Origin of the sequence: Glaciimonas sp. CA11.2, assembly GCF_034314045.1 — a bacterium.
Taxonomy (GTDB): domain Bacteria; phylum Pseudomonadota; class Gammaproteobacteria; order Burkholderiales; family Burkholderiaceae_D; genus Glaciimonas.
This window is the reverse complement of the sequence record NZ_JAVIWL010000001.1, coordinates 4182215-4202332: the sequence shown is the minus strand read 5'-3', so window position 1 is coordinate 4202332 and position 20118 is coordinate 4182215. Positions and strand designations below refer to the sequence as shown.

Here is a 20118-nt window from a genome sequence, read left to right as displayed (position 1 = left end):
AATCGTATGATGGCTGGCAATTTGAATGAAACGAGTGGGTGACTTTGAAGGAAACGCGGACGAGATTAAGGCGCTTCAAACGCTCAGCAACGGTCAATCTCTGATTTTTACGTACTGTCCAAAAAATAAAAAAGGCCTGTCAAAGACAGGCCTTTTTTATTCAATATGGTCGGAGTACAAGGATTCGAACCTTGGACCCCCTGGTCCCAAACCAGGTGCGCTACCGGGCTGCGCTACACTCCGAAGACACGCATAGTACACGCAAACTATGTCGCAGCGCAAAACAATTTTACAATTATGTGATATTTATTTTTGGCATCAAATTTGGATACCAAATCTCAATGCGCAGTTCGACAAAATCATGAAAAGAAGCCCGGCTTTAATCGATACTTTATTCTGCAAATAATGTCTCCACAAACCGGTGTTACGAGAGATTATTTAAAACAATTTTTAACATTAATTGTAAGTGACAACAAAACGGTCGCTCTTTTTCACGGATCTTTAAAATGACGACGCTACGTGATTTAATCAATGCATCGTTTGCATCTACTTGGTTGAGGGCTAGTGCTCGTCACCAGAAACGAAAACCCGACCAAACGATACGATTGATAACAATCGACAGTCAATAATAAAAATTACTTCCTCCGTCCTCAGAGCTTCATAGACACAGCGACTTCGGCTGTTATTCAAAAGCGCATCCGATTCAGCCAAAGCTGTTAAAAACATCACAACTAATGCTGCTAATTATGTTCTTCCGATATTAATACTCGCAAAAAAGTATCGGGCTTTGACCTTATAGTATCAAGGCGTATCAGAACTGAGTGCTAATATCATCCCAGTACCCAAAAATAAATCAAAACGGAGACAAGTATGAAATTCATCGCTAGAAGCGCGTTGTGCGTCAGCCTATTCGCAGCAACTGCAACAGCCACTATTAATGCGTCTGCCGTCGATCTGGTGGTTGCTACGGTCAATAATGGTCATATGATCGAGATGGCCAAACTAGGGAAATTCTTCGAGCAAGCCAATCCTGATATCAAATTAAAGTGGGTCACGTTAGAAGAGGCCGTTTTGCGCCAACGTGTCACGACCGATATCGCCACAGGCAGCGGCCAGTTCGATGTGATGACGATCGGGATGTATGAGGCACCGATTTGGGGTAAAAAAGACTGGCTCGTTGAGTTGAAACCAGACGCTGGCTACGACGTCGACGATCTTTTACCCTCAATCCGCACAGGTTTATCAGTCGGCGGCAAGCTATATGCCGCGCCATTCTATGGTGAAAGTTCCATGATTATGTATCGTTCCGATCTGGTCAAAAAGGCAGGAATGACCATTGAAGACCGTCCGACGTGGGATCACATTCGTGAGGTAGCCGCTAAAATCAATGATCCTGCCAATGGCGTGTACGGTATTTGTTTACGTGGCAAACCTGGCTGGGGCGATAACATGGCCTTTATGACGACCATGGCGAACTCGTTTGGCGGACAATTGTTTGACATGAAGTGGAAGCCGCAATTCACCAGCGAACCGTGGAAAAAAGCCGTTACCCTATACGTTGATCTGCTAAAAAACTATGGACCTCCAGGCTCATCTTCCAACAGCTTTAACGAAATTTTAGCCCTATTCAATCAAGGTAAATGCGGAATCTGGATCGACGCCACGATTGCGGCCTCATTCATTACCGATCCAAAACAAAGCAAGGTCGCTGACAAAGTGGCCTTTGCTCAATCCCCGGTCGCAGTGACTGACAAAGGTGCAAACTGGCTGTGGGCATGGTCTTTGGCTATACCAAAGAGCTCCAAACACGTCGATGCTGCGCAGAAATTTATCCGATGGGCAACGTCGAAGGAATATATTGCTTTGGTGGCCAAAGAAACCGGTTGGAGTAACGTTCCGACTGGCACCCGCAAATCCACTTACGCCAATCCTGAATTCCAAAAAGTCGCTAAATTTGCAGCAGCGGAACAGAAAGCGATCTACTCAGCCGATCCAAACCACAGCACCTTGCCACAGTCGCCTTATGTCGGCGTGCAGTTTGCGGCTATCCCTGAGTTCCAGTCGATTGGTGCCATGGCCGGGCAACAACTGAGCGCAGCCTTGCTGGGCAAAGAATCGGTCGACAAAGCGCTGGAAATTTCGCAACAAGCAGCCGATCGCGAAATGCGTAAGAGCGGCTATTACAAATAATCCTCCAACACTGAAGGATTATTCCGATTGACCGCAGGCGGCTGGCCATGGATTGCGGGCCGCCTCCGACTTTACGTGCGAGTACACCATGAAACGACTCACAGCGCGGCTTCTGCTCACGCCTGCGATGACGACTCTGTTCGTCTGGATGATCGTCCCTCTCGCGATGACGATCTATTTCTCACTATTGCGTTATAACTTGCTCGAGCCGGGTGTACACCCGTTTGCCGGACTCGACAATTACCATTACTTTTTTACCGACGATGCATTTATTCCGGCGGTAAAAAACACCCTGACTCTTCTATTCTCGGTGATGGGCATCACGGTCGTGATTGGCATCGCGTTAGCGTTGCTGATCAATGAGCCCTTTCCGGGCAGAGCATTTGTTCGCGTGTTACTTATTTCGCCGTTCTTCGTCATGCCGGCAGTCAATGCGCTGATGTGGAAGAACATGATGATGAATCCGATTTATGGATTGTTTGCACAGATCAGCCATTTTTTCGGCTTTGTTCCAATTGACTGGCTATCGGAATATCCCCTTTTTTCCATCATTCTCATGATTGCCTGGCAATGGCTGCCTTTTGCTTGCCTGATCTTCATCACAGCTTTGCAATCGATGGATCGAGAACAGTTAGAGGCGGCGCGGATGGACGGCGCTAATTATTTACAACAATTACGTTACCTTTACATTCCTCATTTGGGACGTTCAATTGCGGTCGTGATCATGATTGAGATGATTTTCTTGCTGTCCATTTTTGCAGAAATATTTACGACCACCGGCGGCGGTCCAGGCTTCGAGACGACCAACGTCGCTTTCTTGATATTCAGACAGGCACTCGCTAGTTTTGATGTCGGTGTGGCTTCTGCTGGTGGCTTGTTTGCCGTATTGCTAGCAAATATCGCAGCCATTTTCTTCATTCGCCTGATCGGCAAGAACTTAGATAAATAGGAGCTGGCCATGCAAACAATGACCAAAGCGAAACCCCTTATTGCAGCACCAGCAGTAACGTATACCAGCGCATATAAAGTGGCCCTTGTCGGCCGTACTGCCATGGCATGGTTACTCGCCCTGCTGCTTTTTTTTCCGATTTTTTGGTTAGGATTAACGGCGTTCAAAACGGAACTGCAAGCGATTGCGGTTCCAGCCGAGCTCTTCTTCTCACCAACGTTAGCAAATTTTATTGAAGTTCAGGCGCGTAGTAACTACTTGCTATACGCAATGAATTCGATCATCACCAGCGTGGGATCAACGCTTCTTGGTCTGCTAATTGCCGCACCAGCTGCCTATTCGATGGCGTTCTCACCGACCAAGCGCTCCAAAGATATTTTGGTCTGGATGCTTTCCACCAAGATGTTGCCAGCGGTCGGTGTATTGGTGCCGATCTATGTTCTGTACCAAAAATTTGGATTACTAGATACCCGTTGGGGATTAACCATTATTTTTACACTATCAAATCTGCCGATCATGGTCTGGATGTTGTATTCCTATTTCAAAGAAATCCCACGTGAAATTTTAGAAGCGGCACGCATGGATGGCGCCAGCATATTCAAGGAGTTTCGCTATGTCGTCTTGCCGCTGGCTCTCGGCGGCCTGGCCTCGACAGCTTTATTGTGCCTTGTATTGTCATGGAACGAATCGTTCTGGTCGCTTAATCTTGGCGCTGCCAATGCCGGAACGCTCGCTTCGCTGATTGCCTCCTATTCCAGTCCGGAGGGATTATTCTGGTCAAAGCTTTCCGCTGCGTCGTTGATGGCCATCGGGCCAATCATCGTATTTGGCTGGTTCTGCCAGAAGCAATTGGTGCAAGGCCTGACCTTTGGCGCTGTTAAATAAGCTGGCGTAATCAACACATTGTGTTGGTTGCAGATGGATTTAAAGCAAATCTATTAAAAAATTCTAAGGACACACCATCATGGCTTTCCTGACATTAAACAATCTCGATAAATATTTTGATGCACATCACGCCATCAAAGGAATCAATCTAGAGATTCAAAAAGGTGAATTTGTCGTTTTTGTTGGCCCATCCGGCTGCGGAAAATCGACCTTACTCCGATTGATTGCGGGTCTGGAGCCGGTGAATGGCGGCAACCTGACACTTGATGGAAAGGACATCACCCATTTACCCTCTTCCAAACGCGATTTGGCGATGGTGTTCCAATCCTATGCTTTGTATCCGCATATGACCGTTTTCGAGAACATGTCGTTTGCATTGAAACTGGCTGGCGTCGACAAAGCGATCATCCGTGAGAAGGTCAACAAGGCCGCCAGCATCCTCAACCTGACCGAGTATCTGGAACGCACACCGAAGGCACTATCCGGCGGACAACGGCAAAGGGTCGCTATCGGCCGTGCAATCGTACGTGCGCCAAAGGTATTTTTATTCGACGAACCGTTATCAAATCTCGACGCTGCTTTACGTGGACAAACCCGTATCGAAATTGCCCGCCTTCATAGAGAGTTGGGCGCCACCACGATTTACGTTACCCATGATCAGGTCGAAGCCATGACGCTAGCTGACCGCGTAGTCGTTTTACGCGACGGGTTGATTGAACAGGTTGGCTCACCATTGGAGTTGTACGACCGTCCCGCCAATCAATTCGTTGCACAGTTCATTGGTACGCCGAGCATGAACGTGTTGCCGCTTTCGGGTCTTCCACACCCGCCGAAAGTTGGTCAATCGTTGCCAGAAGGCGGATTCGTCGGCATCCGCCCCGAGTATGTTGAACTGAGTACCGTATCGGGCGAAGGCTATTCGGCCACGGTGGACGTCGTCGAAGCACTCGGTGCTGAAACGCTGATCTATTCGACGATGGAAAACGGCTTGCAGATTGTCGCAAGGCGCAATGAGCGCTCATCCCTTAGCGCAGGCGATCATGTCAGCCTGCTCTTGGATCAACAACATATGCACATCTTTGATCGCGCAGGAAAAGTACATGCAACCGCTCGCTAACCACTCTCTTATGTCACATACAAATCCTGCATCTATCAAGCGCATTTTGCATCTTGGTGTCGGCGCATTCCATCGCGCGCATCAAGCGTGGTATCTGAACCGCCTGATCGATAGCGGCGAAACAAAATGGACGCTTGCGGCAGGCAATATTCGGCCCGATATGGTCCAGTTGCTGAGCGATCTACATTCACAAGGTGGCGAATACACGCTGGAAACAGTCACTCCTGCGGGCATATTTTCCTACGAGCGCATACGTTCTATCAGTGATATTTTGCCATGGACGCCTGATTTGCATGCCGTGGTCACAATGGGCCGCCATCCAGACACCAGAATTATTTCCTTCACCGTGACTGAAGCTGGTTATTACCTGAATCAACACCAACAGTTAGATCTATCCTATGCAGATTTACGTTCGGATCTTGAGCAAGGCACGCAACTGACAATTTATGGTGCGATATGCAGCATATTGCGCGCCCGGCGAGAGGAAGATGCGGGGCCGATTACTTTACTTTGTTGCGATAATATTCGCAGCAATGGTGACCATTTCAGAACCGGCCTGTTTGATTTTCTGGAACGTCGCGGCGAATCTGAATTACGCAATTGGGCTCAAGACAATACGACATGCCCGAATGGCATGGTTGATCGCATTACGCCAAAGCCACCGGTTGAAACAAAGGGTCGCGTAAAAGCGGCAACAGGCTTCCCTGACCAATGTGCTGTGATGGCTGAAGATTTCTGTCAATGGGTCGTTGAAGATCATTTCTGTAATGGTCGGCCGCCATGGGAAAAAGTCGGCGTAGAAATGGTGTCTTCAGTCTTGCCGTATGAAGAAGCAAAAATTCGTATTCTGAACGCTAGCCATAGTTGTATCGCGTGGGCAGGTGCGCTGAAAGGATTCGATACTATTCATGCCGCATTAGCTGACAAAACCATCGCGCAGATGGCCTTTGATTATGTCACCAACGACGTCATTCCTTGTTTGTCACCCAGTATCATTGATCTGGCCCTGTATCGAGATACAGTGTTAGACCGCTTTAGCAATCCTCATATCAACGATACGATCGAACGGGTTGCCGCAGATGGTTTTGCCAAAATACCGGGTTTTATTGCGCCAACCATCGCTGAACGCCTGGCGCAAAACCAACCGTTTGACAGTACTGCCACGCTGCCGGCACTTTTTTTGATTTTTCTCCAACAGAGGGCTGAAGGGAGAGTTGCGTTTCCTTATAAAGATCAGGCCATGGGTGAAGCGATTGTTACCAACATTCTTAATGCAACGGATTGTGTGCAGGCATTTTGTAGCAACGCCCTTCTCTGGGGGCCGATCGCAGGAGACCCGACGCTTGAAGCAACCGTTCGCCGTGCGTATCTTTCAATAAAAGGAAATCTATAATGACAAGCCTTGATCGTCTTCACAAAAAACACGCCATACTCACTGGCGCAAATGGTGGCATTGGACTTGCAGTAGCGGCTGCTTATTTGCAGGAAGGAGCGCTTTGCACTGTGGCAGATTTACCTGCCGAACCATCCGCTGAGTTAGCGTTATTGATGGCATCGCATTCAGATCGGTTGATCTATGTATCCACCGACGTCACACAGTCCACTTCTGTCGCATTAATGATTGACCGTGCCAGTCAGACGTTCGGACCAGTGGATACATTTTTCAATAATGCCGGTGTGTTTGATATGGCGCCGTTGCTTGACTCGGATGAGGCGATGTATCAGCGTTTGTTTGATGTTAATGTCAAAGGCATGTTCTTCTCCATGCAAAAGATTCTAGCGCAAATGGTCAGCTTTGGCACGCAGGGAACGGTTATCAATATGGCGTCGCAGGCGGGACGCCGCGGCGAGGCGTTGGTATCACATTATTGCGCGACGAAAGCGGCGGTCATCAGCTATACCCAATCTGCCGCACTGGCGATGGCCCCTTTCGGCATCCGCGTGAATGCTATATCACCGGGTGTTGTAGACACGCCAATGTGGGGTCATGTTGATGCTTTATTCGCCCGATATGAAGGCCTCAAGTTGGGAGAAAAGAAAATAGCCGTAGGACAGGCAGTTCCTCTTGGTCGTATGGGACATCCGGGAGAAGTTGCGGGTGCCGCCATTTTCCTTGCTAGCGCAGAATCGGCCTATATTACCGCCCAGACGCTGAACGTAGATGGTGGTAATGTCATGAGTTAAACATCGTAAAAGCATGCATACAAGAGTATGCATGCAAAGCAAAACAGAACTAAAATAGCTCTAAAGGAGACAGCATTGAACACCAAACTCCCCTCCCGTAACCCGGAACTCGAATATCACGAATTCAGTGAGTTTTTACGTTTTTTGGAGCATGGCGTTCCTGACCCGCTTATTCGCTGGCACTACCACGATGTATACGAACTTCATTTCATTATTAAAAGTAGTGGGAAGCTATTTGTCGGTGACTATATTGGAGACTTCGCGCCGGGTAATCTGGTACTAACCGGCCCAAGGTTACCCCACAACTGGATTTCTTCCAACATTCCCGCAGAGGGCATTCCCTCTCGTGACATGGCGATCCAATTCGGTCATACACCGCTGGAACTGGCAGCTAAGTACATCCCTGAATTACGGGAAATAATGCCCTTGCTGGAACGTGCCAAGTACGGCATTGAATTCCTTAACATGAGCGAGCAGGTAGAACCGGTATTTTACCGAATACGAGAAGCGAAGAATGTCAATCGGTTTGCAGAATTTCTAAATTTGCTTGGCATTTTAGCCAGAAGCAACTCCTACCGTCTATTGTCCAGTGCTCAGATGCAGTCATTCGATGACGATGCTTCGATGGCACAAATCAATACCGTATTTAATTACATTACGGAAAACTATCGGACGCCGATTTCAGCCGATTTTTTGGCGACCAGATTAAATATGTCCCCCGCCAAGTTTTCGCGATTTTTTCGGAAGGCTACAGGAAACAGTTTCACTGACTTTGTTAATCAAATTCGCATTAATAAAGCCTGTCAGTTACTGATGAATTCGGAACAATATGTGACCAATATTTGCTACGAAGTCGGGTTCAACAATGTTGCAAACTTTAATCGTCGATTCCTGGAGATGAAAGGCATCACGCCCAAGGAATTTAGGGCGCAATCTGAAGGCCGATTCGGTACCTAACGGCGCCGCGGAAGGCTGCGTTCGGCGGTGCGCAGACCACCATCCACTGAAGCCGCCAAGTAAGTACAGAGAGATAAAACATTCGCAACAACCTGGCAGTGTCACTCAAGGCTTTTTAAACCTGCTCAAACAGCCGCTGTTCAATATATTCACCTTGCTCAGCACTAGGAGGACAAGCAAATAAACCACCTCCGATATGTGTCGTAAATTGATTCAGCATATCGAGTTTAGCCTTTTTTTCAAATATCTTTGTGAAGCCCGTCCTTGGATCTCTTTGATAGCACTGGAATAATAGGCCCGCATCAAAAGTCATCGCTTGACGCCAAGGCGGCCAGGGCTCGGCGATACTGGCTACACCATTGTCGTGAGCGTAAGCCCTTCGAAGAATCTCTGCACCGCCGTTATTTGCGGGAGCGGCCAGACGTGCATGTGCACTTTCTGCACTGACCGGATTACCATCATTGTCGTTGACATCGAAATCCATTGGATCGAATTCGTGTTGTTTACCAATCGGTGCACCCGAGTATTTATGACGTCCGCCCGTTTCCTCCTGACATCCTAACTCCATCCGATCCCAATGCTCCAGCGCGATACGGGTCGAACGAATGACCATATACGTTTCGTCCCGCATCCAACTTGGACCTTCGTCACCGACCCACACGAATTGCTTCATAGCCGCGCCATTATTAGGCCGGATTTTCATGGTTCCGTCTTTAAAGTCCATTTGATCGCGTGGCGTTTCACCAGATTGAACCCCTGACGAAAACCGTTTGGGCTCAACGAATTTTTACCATACCACAAGCCAATCCAACCAAGCGACGAATAGCATGTTCTGCCACCTGTGGATCGTCTGAACACGCCTGTATCGAAATATCACCGCCAGTGCGCTCAGCAATCAATTGATCCCTCATAAAACGTGGCAAAACGCCCAGAGCGGCCGGTCGTTGTTTGGCTAGGCCATAAAGTCAAAGAAATAAGACTTGAATACTCGGTTAAGAGACTGAAGCGAGCATAGAAAAGTCAAATAAGAGCGAATTGCTCGCCCAACGGGTCGGTGATGAATGCGCTAGTCAGAATATCGATATTGATTGTCTGATAATCGATATTTAACTCCTATAAGACAAGTGCTAAGATCTAAGCACTGAGTTAACACGGCGCCCGCGCCGCCTCTCCCAACTACTTTTAAAGGCCCAATTATGAGCAGAAGAATCATCGATTTATCCGTCGTCCTGCAAGAGGGCATTCCATCGGATCCGGAAGAATTTTTGCCGCGCATCAAATACACGGACAATAAGGAAGGTGCCCGGCAGTTGGCTGATTATTTCCCTGGGCTTGATCCAGCTGATCTACCTGGCCGCGAAGGATGGGCGGTCGAGTTCGTTCAGATGAGCACTCATGCAGGAACTCACATGGACGCGCCGATCCATTACCGATCACTCCAAGACGACGGTACCCCGGCAATGAGTATTGATGAGGTACCTCTCGAATGGTGTTTTGGGCCTGGCGTAAAGCTTGACTTTAGGCATCTACCAGATGGTCATGTGGTCACGCCTGCGGAAATCGACGCAGAATTAACGCGCATAGGCCACAAGTTAGAAGCTGGCGATATCGTCCTTGTTAATACAGCGGCGGGTATTCGATACGGACAACAGGATTTCATTCACCGAGGCTGCGGAATGGGCCGGGACGCCACCTTACACCTTACGCGCCAAGGTGTCCGGGTTGTTGGAACCGATGCTTGGAGCTGGGATGCGCCGTTTAGCTTTACGCAGAAACGCTTCGAGGAAACGCAAGACGCCTCGATCATTTGGGAAGGACATTTTGCCGGTAGCACCGTGCCGTATTGCCAGATCGAAAAGCTCGCGAATCTTGAACAACTGCCTCCGCATGGCTTTGAAGTTATTTCTTTGCCGATCAAGGTAGCAAAAGCCTCAGCTGGTTGGGCGCGACCTGTCGCGATTATCAGTGAATGACGATATGCTCACTGGGGCGCCGATCATCAATCTGTTTGGCGAGCCGCCCGCTCCCGTATGGCTGCGCCGCGCCCGATTCAAGGCCGGCACAGTTTTTCCCCAGCAGCGTCGCTCATGGGGGCGGCTGCTCTATGCAGTGAAGGGAGTTGCGGAATTTGACGTTGCGGGCGAGCGCTACTTGTCACCTCCTGCTTACGCGATCTGGATTCCTCCTGAAGTCACTCATGCATCACGTGCCAATCTCGACATCGAGTATGTAGTTGTCCACATTGAAAGCGACCGTTGCGTGGACATGCCCACCGAGCCTTGCACATTAGCGCTGAGCGACGTGACCAAAGCCCTGGTGACTGACCTCACGTCGCGAGGTATTGGGCATCCGCGAGCCGAGACTGACCTGCGTATGGTCCAAGTGATAATAGACCAGTTGATCGCCGCCCAGCGATACGCAAGCTATTTACCTGCGACCGATGATCCATTATTAAGTCCGATCATAGCAACGCTCGAATTAAATCCTGGCGATCGGCGTTCCCTTGCGCAATGGGCGGACGAGAGCAGCTCGACGGAGCGCACTTTGTCGCGAAGGTGGCATGCACACTTGTTCATGTCATATAACGAGTGGCGTCAGCGGCTGCGCCTCGTGAAAGCGATCAACATGCTAGAAGCAGGTAATCAGGTCAAAGAGATCGCATATACGCTTGGCTATCAGAACACTTCAGCTTTTATCGAGATGTATCGCCGCCGCACCGGGACCACCCCAGGGGGAAAGGGAAAACTGCGCTGATAAGTAGAGCGCGTTGCGCTACCCAATTTATGCTGCCACGGCTTCTCGCCGTGGCGGAGTCCACCAAGCAACCGTGTAAAGGCGTTTCGCACAATGCGTGTCACCGCCTAGCATTGAGGCGCTGGTGTAGTAACAAGCTTTATTTACCAATATAGGAAATAGAATGCCTAGTGGGTATTCTGGCCGATCGTGACCACCGATTCTGGTCTATCGTGACCGACCATTCTGGCGCATCGTGACCGCTCATTCCGGTCTATCGTGACCGATTTCAAGCCCGACCAGAATCGGCGGTCACGATAGCAGAATCATCGGTCACGATACCGGAATGGTGTCGTACAGCACCGTGATGATGTTACGCATAGAGCAACCGAACGGGTACGCTTCCAGTTTGTCTGGAGACAACGTGCCCGTACAAAGGATCACTATGCGTAAGATAAAAGACGTATTACGTTTAAAACTGGATGCCAAACTATCGCACCAGCAGATTGCCGCAGCACTGGGGATTTCAAAAGGAGTCGTCACCAAGTATGTCGGCCTGGCCGCCGTTGCCGGTTTGGACTGGTCGGCGGTGCAAGATGTAGACGACACCGAGTTGGCGCACCGGCTTTTGGTCACGCCAGAACGGACCCGAGACCATGTCCAGCCAGATTACGCCAGGCTGCATCACGAACTGCGGCGCAAGGGGATGACGCTGATGTTGCTATGGGAAGAGTATCGTGCCGATTATGCCCAGCACCAGACCTATGCCTACTCACAGTTCTGCGTGAATTACCGGCAGTTTGCCAAACAGCTCAAACGCTCTATGCGCCAGATTCACCGGGCTGGCGAGAAACTGTTCATTGATTATGCTGGTCCGACTATCGGTCTCACTGATGGTAGCCGTGCCCACATCTTCGTCGCTGCTCTGGGCGCATCGAGCTACACCTATGCCTGTGCTACGCCGCGTGAGACGATGGCCGACTGGCTCACTTCGACAGCGCGTGCGCTGCGCTTCTTCGGCGGGGTACCGCAGTTGATTGTTCCCGATAATCCGAAGGCTATGATCGCCGACGCCAATCGCTACGAACCACGCAGTAACGACACCGTACGCGATTTTGCGCGCCACTACGGCACCTCCATCTTGCCAGCCCGTCCGCGTCATCCTCAGGATAAAGCGAAGGCCGAATCAGCAGTGCAGATCGTCGAGCGCTGGATCATGGCGCGTCTGCGACATCAGCAATTTAGCAGCGTCCACGAGGTCGATGTCGCCATCGCACCGCTGCTGAGCGTACTTAACGATAAGCCGTTTCAGAAGCTACCCGGTAGTCGCGCCAGTGCGTTTGCCCAACTCGATGTCCCGGCGCTACGGCCTTTGCCATTGCAATGTTATGAGATGGCGCATTTCAAGACTGTCAGGGTGCATAACGATTACCACGTTGAGATCGGCCGCCATCACTACAGTGTGCCGCAAGCCCTGGTCGGTCAGGTGCTGGAAGCCCGGATGACAGCGACGACAGTGGAAATCCTGCATCGCGGTCAACGTGTCGCCAGTCATCCGCGCAACAGTGGCGAAGGCGGGTTCACCACCGACACCCTGCATATGCCGGTGGCGCATCGTGCGCAATTGGAATGGACGCCACAGCGACTGATTCACTGGGGACAGACCATCGGTACGGCGACAGCGGAGGCGGTGACGCGTCTGATGGCCGAGAACAGACATCCCGAGCACGGCTACCGTGCCTGTCTTGGTCTGCTGTCATTGGCCAAGCGCTACGGCAAGCCACGTCTTGAAGCAGGATGCATGCTGGCCTTACAGCTCGGTGCCTGCCAATACCGCCACGTCCGTGACATTCTCAAAAATAACCGTGATCGCACACCGTGTGCCCCAGTTGGCGATTGGGTCAGTCCTGACCATGCCCATGTGCGTGGCCCTGATTACTATCAATGAGGATGTCAACGATGATGATGCATACCACTCTGGCCCAATTGCGGACCTTAAAACTCGATGGCTTAGCGACCGGACTGGAGGAACAATTGACGCAGGCCAGTATGGCGGCGATGAGTTTCGAGGAACGTCTGGCACTCTTGGTTGATCGCGAAGTCCATTGCCGCAATGACCGCAAGCTCCTGCGCCTGCTTAAGAACGCCCACCTGAAATACGCACAAGCGGCGATTGAAGACATTGATGCCCGCTCGGGGCGTGGCATCGACCGCCGTGAAGTGATGAGTCTGGCGCTGGGAGATTGGGTCAGTGCTGGCCACAGCATTCTCATTACCGGACCGACCGGTGCTGGCAAATCGTGGCTGGCCTGCGCACTGGCACAGTACGCCTGTCGGCGCGGATACTCTGCTGTTTATCAACGCGTACCCCGTCTACAGGAAGAACTACGCATCCGGCACGGCAGCGGCAGCTTTGGGAAATGGCTGCTCCAACTCGCCAAGATCGATGTCTTGGTACTTGATGACTGGGGCATGGGCGCGATCGACAGCACGACCCGTTCCGACTTGCTGGAGATGATTGACGACCGGGCGGCAAACAGAGCGACGATTATTACCAGTCAACTTCCTGTTGACCATTGGCATGCCTGGATTGGCGACGCCACTATTGCCGACGCCATCCTGGACCGCATTCTGCAGCGCAATCATCGGCTGACACTGACCGGCGATTCACTGCGTGGCGCAGAACGACCTAAAACCAGCAAAAAGGAGAAAACTATCGACCCATCGTGACCGCAGACATTACAATTTAACCGCGTAACAACATCGCAGGCGCAGCGGTCACGATCGGCCAGAATGAGCGGTCACGTTGACCAGAATACGCACCTAGGATCACACTTACATCAATTGACAAATTGTCGGATGAGCAAAAGCTACAATTCGACCGTTTCCCTGCGAATCTAACACTTGCTTTGCTACGCACGACCGGGGCCACCGCTGGATACCTGTCTCTCGGCGCATCTTTTCCGCGCGGCTTAATCAACGACAAGGACCGGGAGATGATCATCCTGCGGGTAGGCGCACTAAGCCGTAGCCAATACGAACGCATGCAGCATCTCCCGCTTGCCCAACAGGCCGGTTGGGACGATAACGCCATCGCTGCGATCGAAGAGGGTCACGGTCCCGATGCGCGGTCGCGGTCTATTCTTCGCTTCGTTGATGAATGTGTAAAAAATGTAAAAGTTTCATCGCCGACGTTCGCTGAAGCGAGGGCATTCTTCAACGACACGCAGATTGCCGAGCTGACGCTTCTGATTGGTCATTACATGATGACAGCACGATTCCTTGAAACTCTTGAAGTACCACTTGACGAGGCAGCAACCTCGTGGAAGAGCATGTAAGGTAACGTCGCTTTACTAGCGAACTGACCTGAGATACAAGCTCATTAATAGCATAGCGAAGGAGGCTTTTACGGTGAAGCGGTGCTGTCGCTTGCTGATTATAGCCTTGCTGGTTATTATCAGCACCAGAAGCGGGCCACGGTCGTCATTGATACTACGGAAATGGTGCGGGTGAATCCTCCAAATTCAGAGGGATTACCCTTTTCTCAATACCATTTCATCAATTTTTGTTGATGCGACAGAGCCCTTTTATAACTGTTTCTTAACTAAAGCTATCAATTCGCAAAAGCTGTGAAAGTTTGCGTCAAAATTTTCTTATTTTGAACTATCAGTGTATCGGTGGCCATTGGAACGAATGGCTTCGCCTCCCAAACCAAATACGCAACGTTACCGTCAACAATTTGTGTACGGATCTTAAATGCATCCCAAAATGCTGACTCTGCTCCCTTGAGGAACGCATCGAAAAACGCATGAATTTCTTTTAATCCACGATAAGTTTTGTCTGGGGTGATCACCAAAGATTGTTCGGTATAGTCAACCATGATTGCATCAACTCCTTTTGCAAATGCGCCCAGATGACTCCCGAGAATAGTCCCCGTCTCCGACGTTGCTATAGCGGAATTCGATTTCGAAGACTCTTTAATTGCCGCCACTTTTTCTTGGTCCGACGTTATATTTGAATTCATCATCTTCTTTCTGTAAGGAGTCTTTTTTGACTACAGGTTGCCGCATAAAAAGAGGACTGGAAGTCTCATGTCTGATCAGAAAAATCCACCGATCATTTTTTACCTTGGATTCCCTGCTAAGGTTGACTTTATGAAAGCCAGGCGCCTTGGGCTTCTTCCCAACCGATCACTGCGATTGGCGCACCTTCAGGTGTAATGAAAGTTAAGGGACCTAGAAAGGTCATGTAAAATTCACTGTCGACTGGGAAGTTAGTTTTATCATGACGCGCATTCGCTGATTCGTAACCATAGCCAGGAGCAACTGCGGTGTCACCGCCAGCTGCGACGCCGCCACGGACATCCATCCGCCCCTTAGTCAGGAAGTACTCGCCCGGCCCAACGTGAAAGTGTGGAGCGAAGGATGAGTCTTCGGGGCAATCGAAAATTGCGGTCCAGGCACCCATTTCTGGAGAAACGTGCAGTAGCTTCCAGCGGATTCCACCAGTTGAAAAAGCCGCAGGAAAGGGCTTCCACTCAACCTCATCCATCTGAACGTATTCTTCCCTTACCTTTTCTTTTTTACTTGCGTTTGTCAGTGCATTCATTACAGTCTCCTTCTGCAGTATTATATGTAGACAAAGTCGTATGACCTCGTTTCCACTGATCTCAATTTGTATCACTTCGTTTTAACGCCAACTTGATAAACAATTGATTCGTGATGAAGTGATCATAGCAAGACGCGGTAAAAAGCCGTTGTACCAGAATGCATAGCGACTTGATTCTGGGAGAAGTAAGTTGTTCGCGTTTGCGCTTATCGTCATATTAGTATTTCGCATTCTTGAATGCTGCGATTCAACACGCTGCAATAAAGCATACGTTTGTGTTAACTTTCTAGCTCTAACGACGACTTTTCGTTTAACGACTTCAGTCGCTGCTCTTCTTCGAGGACGAGGATTGAAAAAAATGTAATTAAAGTTGATATTTTTACTATTAAGGAAGCTCGTATTTCTCTTTAAGTCAATTCAATTTGCACTTCCACACAACATAAAATATATATTGAGATCACAATGTATAAAGAAATCTGAACAATTCCGTTTTAGATTTTTGAACCGTAGACATCCCCATCTTATAAAAATTGTTCGGGCAAAGACTCGACAGGGATGTAAACGCTGGAGAGAGACAAAATGAAATCCCCTTCCTATAATTTTCTAAGTGGGCATTGGTGCTCGACTGACGACATCGCTATCGGTGACCGCACTGATGCTTGGCAAATAGCCCTTTCGTCAAGCTATCGGGACTGGAAAGTTAATAAACGTGTTCCCGCAGACTTTACCGCTCAAATGCGTCAACGCGATATCGGTGGGATCCAACTCGTCGAATGCATCTGCAGCCCATGCGGCGGAAGTCGAACCTCCCAAGAAATCAAACGGGACGATGAGCCATATCTTGGCATTCAAATCACTACCAGAGGAATGGAGCACTTCAAAGTAGATGATCAAGCACTTTCTTTTGGAGCCGGCGATCTTGTCCTATGGGTCAGCAACCAGACAACTGAATTCATCGTAACGGAGAACTTACATAAAGCTACCTTGATGATTCCGTTTGCTCACTTGAAAGAGCGGCTGCCCCGGGATATGAGCATAAGGGGCAGTGTGGTAGATAGCAAAACGGGAATCGGGGCCATTCTTTTCTCCCACATATTGTCAATGACAAATCAATTTGAGAGTCTCGATGCTATGGATTCGGTCTGTTTGAAGCGAGTCACTTTGGAATTAGTATCTGCGACCCTTTCGCAAAAAATAGAGACGACACCACATGGTCTTTCTCAGCGTTACTTGAAAGGCATCCAAAACTACATTCTCGATCACCTTCAAGAAGAAGATTTAAGCTTGGGGCGAATTGCTCAAGCAAATCGTATTTCGGTGCGTTACCTTCATATGGTATTCGAGCAAACGGGGAAAAGTGCTTCTTCCTGGATTCAGGAGCAACGTCTGGAGCGTTGCGGAGAGGCTCTCCTTAACCCAGTGCTTAAAGGTCGCCAAGTGTCGGAAATCATGTATCAATGGGGATTCAATGACGCTTCGCATTTTAGTCGAGCATTTAAACTCCACTTTGGAAGTAGCCCGAAGCATTATAGAAATCATCAAGATACTCATTCCCTACCAAAGCATCAAGATCACAACACCGTTGCTTCATTTACCTAATAATTTTTCCTCCACAACCGCTTGAACATACGGTTGCGCTGATTTTTTTTATCCTCGTCTTTTGTGCTGAAAACTCTACTCACCAGAGTTTCTTCTCTATTTAAAGGCTCGGGCATCCCATTAGTATAAATGCCGCGTGAATAATGTACCGGATAGCGCACTTGAAACGGCCGTGAATGGCGCGTTAAAAGTGTACCAATCCCAGCCTGTAGTCTTATGCCCTTGATGGTGCATAAGAAAGGCGGAAAGGATGTTTCCCGTGGACATATACGTCAAAGTACGTCGCGCCGTGATGGTCGAGAACAAGAGTGAGCGTGCGGTTGCGCGCTACTTCGGTATCCATCGCAATACCGTCAGGAAGATGTGCCAGTTCGCGGCACCGCCGGGATATCGGCGAGCGCCGGCCCCGGTCTCTCCGACGCTGGCACCGTTCGCAGCCATCATCGACGCCATTCTCGAGGCCGATAAGCAAGTCCATGTGAAACAGCGCCATACGGCGGTACGTATCCGCGAACGATTACGTGACGAGCATGGTTACGACGGTAGCTACACCCTGGTGCGCGAGTACGTCAACGGTGTGGCCAGCCGGCAGAAGGAAGTGTTCATGCCACTGGCGCATCGCCCCGGCCATGCCCAGGTCGATTTCGGCGAAGCCGACGGGTACATCGGCGGCAAGAAGGTCCGCTTCCACTATTTCTGCCTGGACATGCCGCATTCGGATGCGTGTTTCGTCAAGGCGTATCCGACCGAAGACACGGAAGCCTTTCTGGACGGTCATCTTGCTGCCTTCGCGTTTCTCGGTGGCGTGCCGCAATCAATTCTGTACGACAACACCAGGATTGCAGTGGCCAAGATATTAGGCGATGGCCAGCGCCGACGGACCCATGCCTTTGCCGAATTGCAGAGTTATTACTTGTTTGATGATAAATTCGGACGTCCCGCCAAAGGTAACGACAAGGGTAAAGTGGAAGGACTGGTCGGCTACAGCCGACGCCACTTCATGGTGCCATTGCCGGTGGCAGATGACTTCGCTGCATTGAATAGCCAATTGCTGGACGGCTGCCTGAAACGTCAGCGTGCCGTGCTGCGTGGTCAATCTGACACCATCGGCCAGCGCCTCATCCATGACCGGGCGGCATTGATGCCGTTGCCGGTAACGCTCTATGACGCCAGTCACAAGCAAACCAGCCGGGTATCATCGCAATCGTTGGTCCGTTACCGCACCAACGACTATTCGGTACCGACGCAATACGGTCATCAGGCGGTGCTGGTCAAAGGCACCGTCGACTGGGTCGACATCTATCTGGTTGGCAATCCGGAGTGCATTGCGCACCATCGTCGCAGTTATGCCAAAGCGGACTTCGTGGTGAACCCGCTGCACTATCTGGCGTTGCTGGAGAGGAAGCCGCGTGCGCTTGACCAGGCTGCACCGCTGCAAGAGTGGGCATTACCAGCGGCCTTCGAGCGATTGCGACGCCTGCTGGAAGCGCGCATGGACAAGCGTGGGCGCAAGGAATATATCCAGGTCCTGCGGTTGCTGGAAACCTTCAGCATCGGGCAAGTCGAGCGTGCCATTGGCCAGGCCCATCATCTGGGCGTGCTCAGCTTTGATGCCATCAAACACCTAGTATTGTGCGCCATCGAACGACGACCACCCAAGCTGGATTTAACCCTGTATCCGTATTTGCCGAACGCCACGGTCGGCACGACCGATGCCGGCAGCTACCTCAGCTTGCTCAGCGGGAATGCGCTACTGACGCAACCTGTTACCGGAGACCTCGCATGAACGCCAACAGCGCGGCGCTGTCCGAGACCACCACGGTGGCACCGCAGGTACTGTTGGTCAACCACTTCAAAGCCCTGAAGCTGCCGACCTTTGCCCGGGAGTATGAGAAGGTCGGCGCCGACTGCGCGCGTGAAGGCGTAGATTACCCACGCTATTTATTACGGTTGTGCGAACTCGAACGTATCGACCGTGAACGCCGCACGATGGAGCGGCGCATCCGTCTGGCCAGGTTTCCGGTGACCAAGAGTCTGGATACCTTCGACTTCATGGCGATGCCAACCTTAAACAAATCCCTGGTGCTCGAACTGACACGCTGTGAGTGGATTGATAAGCGCGAGAACGTCATCGCGTTAGGACCTTCGGGTGTTGGCAAGACGCATACTGCGCTGGCACTAGGATTAGCTGCCTGTCAGAAAGGACACAGCGTTGCCTTTACGACGGCCGCCGCCCTGGTCCATGAACTGATGGAAGCGCGTGACGAGAAACGACTGCGTGCCTTGCAAAAGCAACTGACTAACGTGAAGTTACTGATTATCGATGAACTGGGCTATGTGCCGTTCACAGCGGTCGGTGCGGAATTGTTGTTTGAGGTCTTTAGCCGACGCTATGAGCACGGTGCCACGCTGGTGACCTCGAATTTACCGTTTGACGAGTGGACCAGCGTCCTCGGTTCGGAGCGGCTGACTGGCGCCTTGCTTGACCGGCTTACCCATCACGTCCACATCCTGGAAATGAACGGCGAATCGTATCGATTGGCCACCAGCAAGAAACGGCAACAGCGCAATGTCAAACCAAACAGCACTGCTGAAAAAGGAGGGGCCAACCCGTAAAAGCAACGTCTTGAGAGAACGGGCTACGCTGCGCTGCGCCCGCCACCCCAACTCTGCAGAGTATAGAAATGTGCATTGAAAAGAGAATAATTCAGGCCCTCAACGGCTCTATTTATTAACCCGGATTGGTACACTTTTAACGCGCCATTTGGTACATCTTTACTCCGGCATTGACACATTAGCGGTTAGCGGAGTTTTTTACTGTAGACCGAATTAATTTAAGTACTTGCCAAAGCTTTCGGCATGTATTAAATGCAGGGCGGATTCAATTAGGCGATGC

The 20118-nt window shown here is 50.4% G+C and carries 17 protein-coding genes, 1 tRNA gene and 2 pseudogenes; 15 read left to right on the top strand and 5 right to left on the bottom strand.

What is annotated here, in order from left to right:
* Positions 1 to 166: 166 nt before the first annotated feature.
* Positions 167 to 243, bottom strand: a tRNA-Pro gene (locus tag RGU75_RS18220).
* 627 nt (positions 244 to 870) lie between these two features.
* Between RGU75_RS18220 and RGU75_RS18215 the strand changes: the two genes are divergently transcribed.
* The 7 genes from RGU75_RS18215 to RGU75_RS18185 all read left to right on the top strand — a co-directional run bounded on the left by RGU75_RS18215 (position 871) and on the right by RGU75_RS18185 (position 8282).
* Complete coding sequence (locus RGU75_RS18215) at positions 871 to 2190, top strand: sugar ABC transporter substrate-binding protein (RefSeq protein ID WP_322238380.1); 1320 nt, start codon at positions 871 to 873, stop codon at positions 2188 to 2190.
* Positions 2191 to 2278: 88 nt separating this feature from the next.
* A complete protein-coding gene (locus RGU75_RS18210; protein WP_322238379.1) occupies positions 2279 to 3139 on the top strand; it encodes a sugar ABC transporter permease in 861 nt (286 codons plus the stop codon).
* A gap of 3 nt (positions 3140 to 3142) precedes the next feature.
* Positions 3143 to 4024: a carbohydrate ABC transporter permease gene (locus tag RGU75_RS18205; protein ID WP_416186881.1), complete on the top strand. Its 882-nt coding sequence runs from the start codon at positions 3143 to 3145 to the stop codon at positions 4022 to 4024.
* Positions 4025 to 4103: 79 nt separating this feature from the next.
* Positions 4104 to 5141: a sn-glycerol-3-phosphate ABC transporter ATP-binding protein UgpC gene (locus RGU75_RS18200; RefSeq protein ID WP_322238377.1), complete on the top strand. Its 1038-nt coding sequence runs from the start codon at positions 4104 to 4106 to the stop codon at positions 5139 to 5141.
* A complete protein-coding gene (gene dalD / locus RGU75_RS18195) occupies positions 5125 to 6534 on the top strand; it encodes a D-arabinitol 4-dehydrogenase (protein WP_322238375.1) in 1410 nt (469 codons plus the stop codon). The genes RGU75_RS18200 and dalD overlap by 17 nt, the downstream gene beginning before the upstream one ends.
* A complete protein-coding gene (locus tag RGU75_RS18190) occupies positions 6534 to 7325 on the top strand; it encodes an L-iditol 2-dehydrogenase (protein ID WP_322238374.1) in 792 nt (263 codons plus the stop codon). Before dalD ends, RGU75_RS18190 begins: the two co-directional genes overlap by 1 nt.
* Before the next feature lie 75 nt (positions 7326 to 7400).
* Positions 7401 to 8282, top strand: a complete 882-nt coding sequence (locus RGU75_RS18185) for an AraC family transcriptional regulator (RefSeq protein ID WP_322238372.1) — start codon at positions 7401 to 7403, stop codon at positions 8280 to 8282.
* 115 nt (positions 8283 to 8397) lie between these two features.
* Here RGU75_RS18185 and RGU75_RS18180 read toward each other — a convergent pair.
* Positions 8398 to 9024: pseudogene (locus tag RGU75_RS18180) on the bottom strand (Dyp-type peroxidase); the annotation flags it as partial.
* 34 nt (positions 9025 to 9058) lie between these two features.
* Positions 9059 to 9229: pseudogene (locus RGU75_RS23980) on the bottom strand (Dyp-type peroxidase domain-containing protein); the annotation flags it as partial.
* A 249-nt stretch (positions 9230 to 9478) separates the two neighbouring features.
* Here RGU75_RS23980 and RGU75_RS18175 point away from each other — a divergent pair.
* The 5 genes from RGU75_RS18175 to RGU75_RS18155 all read left to right on the top strand — a co-directional run bounded on the left by RGU75_RS18175 (position 9479) and on the right by RGU75_RS18155 (position 14353).
* The gene (locus RGU75_RS18175; protein ID WP_322238370.1) at positions 9479 to 10255 is read left to right on the top strand and encodes a cyclase family protein; all 777 of its coding nucleotides are present in this window, start codon (positions 9479 to 9481) and stop codon (positions 10253 to 10255) included.
* Positions 10248 to 11036 (top strand): helix-turn-helix transcriptional regulator, encoded by a 789-nt coding sequence (locus tag RGU75_RS18170; protein ID WP_322238368.1) that lies wholly within the window; start codon positions 10248 to 10250, stop codon positions 11034 to 11036. Before RGU75_RS18175 ends, RGU75_RS18170 begins: the two co-directional genes overlap by 8 nt.
* A 403-nt stretch (positions 11037 to 11439) precedes the next feature.
* On the top strand, positions 11440 to 12963 hold the full coding sequence (gene istA, locus RGU75_RS18165; protein WP_322240175.1) for an IS21 family transposase: 1524 nt from the start codon (positions 11440 to 11442) through the stop codon (positions 12961 to 12963).
* An 11-nt stretch (positions 12964 to 12974) separates the two neighbouring features.
* Positions 12975 to 13745 (top strand): IS21-like element helper ATPase IstB, encoded by a 771-nt coding sequence (gene istB, locus RGU75_RS18160; RefSeq protein WP_322232626.1) that lies wholly within the window; start codon positions 12975 to 12977, stop codon positions 13743 to 13745.
* Between the two features lie 179 nt (positions 13746 to 13924).
* Positions 13925 to 14353 carry a carboxymuconolactone decarboxylase family protein gene (locus RGU75_RS18155; RefSeq protein ID WP_322238366.1) on the top strand — a complete coding sequence of 143 codons (429 nt, stop codon included), beginning with the start codon at positions 13925 to 13927 and terminating at the stop codon, positions 14351 to 14353.
* A 275-nt stretch (positions 14354 to 14628) separates the two neighbouring features.
* Here RGU75_RS18155 and RGU75_RS18150 read toward each other — a convergent pair whose 3' ends face one another.
* Positions 14629 to 15042, bottom strand: a complete 414-nt coding sequence (locus RGU75_RS18150) for a nuclear transport factor 2 family protein (RefSeq protein ID WP_322238364.1) — start codon at positions 15040 to 15042, stop codon at positions 14629 to 14631.
* Positions 15043 to 15167: 125 nt separating this feature from the next.
* Positions 15168 to 15623, bottom strand: coding sequence for a 2,4'-dihydroxyacetophenone dioxygenase family protein (locus RGU75_RS18145; protein ID WP_322238362.1), 456 nt, complete (start codon positions 15621 to 15623; stop codon positions 15168 to 15170).
* A gap of 579 nt (positions 15624 to 16202) precedes the next feature.
* On the opposite strand from RGU75_RS18145, the gene RGU75_RS18140 reads away from it, so the two are divergent.
* From RGU75_RS18140 to istB (RGU75_RS18130), 3 genes are all read left to right on the top strand, one after another.
* Complete coding sequence (locus RGU75_RS18140) at positions 16203 to 17222, top strand: helix-turn-helix domain-containing protein (protein ID WP_322238359.1); 1020 nt, start codon at positions 16203 to 16205, stop codon at positions 17220 to 17222.
* A 250-nt stretch (positions 17223 to 17472) separates the two neighbouring features.
* Positions 17473 to 19008, top strand: a complete 1536-nt coding sequence (istA, locus tag RGU75_RS18135; RefSeq protein ID WP_322232686.1) for an IS21 family transposase — start codon at positions 17473 to 17475, stop codon at positions 19006 to 19008.
* Complete coding sequence (gene istB, locus RGU75_RS18130; protein WP_322232684.1) at positions 19005 to 19838, top strand: IS21-like element helper ATPase IstB; 834 nt, start codon at positions 19005 to 19007, stop codon at positions 19836 to 19838. The genes istA (RGU75_RS18135) and istB (RGU75_RS18130) overlap by 4 nt, the downstream gene beginning before the upstream one ends.
* Positions 19839 to 20118 lie beyond the last annotated feature (280 nt).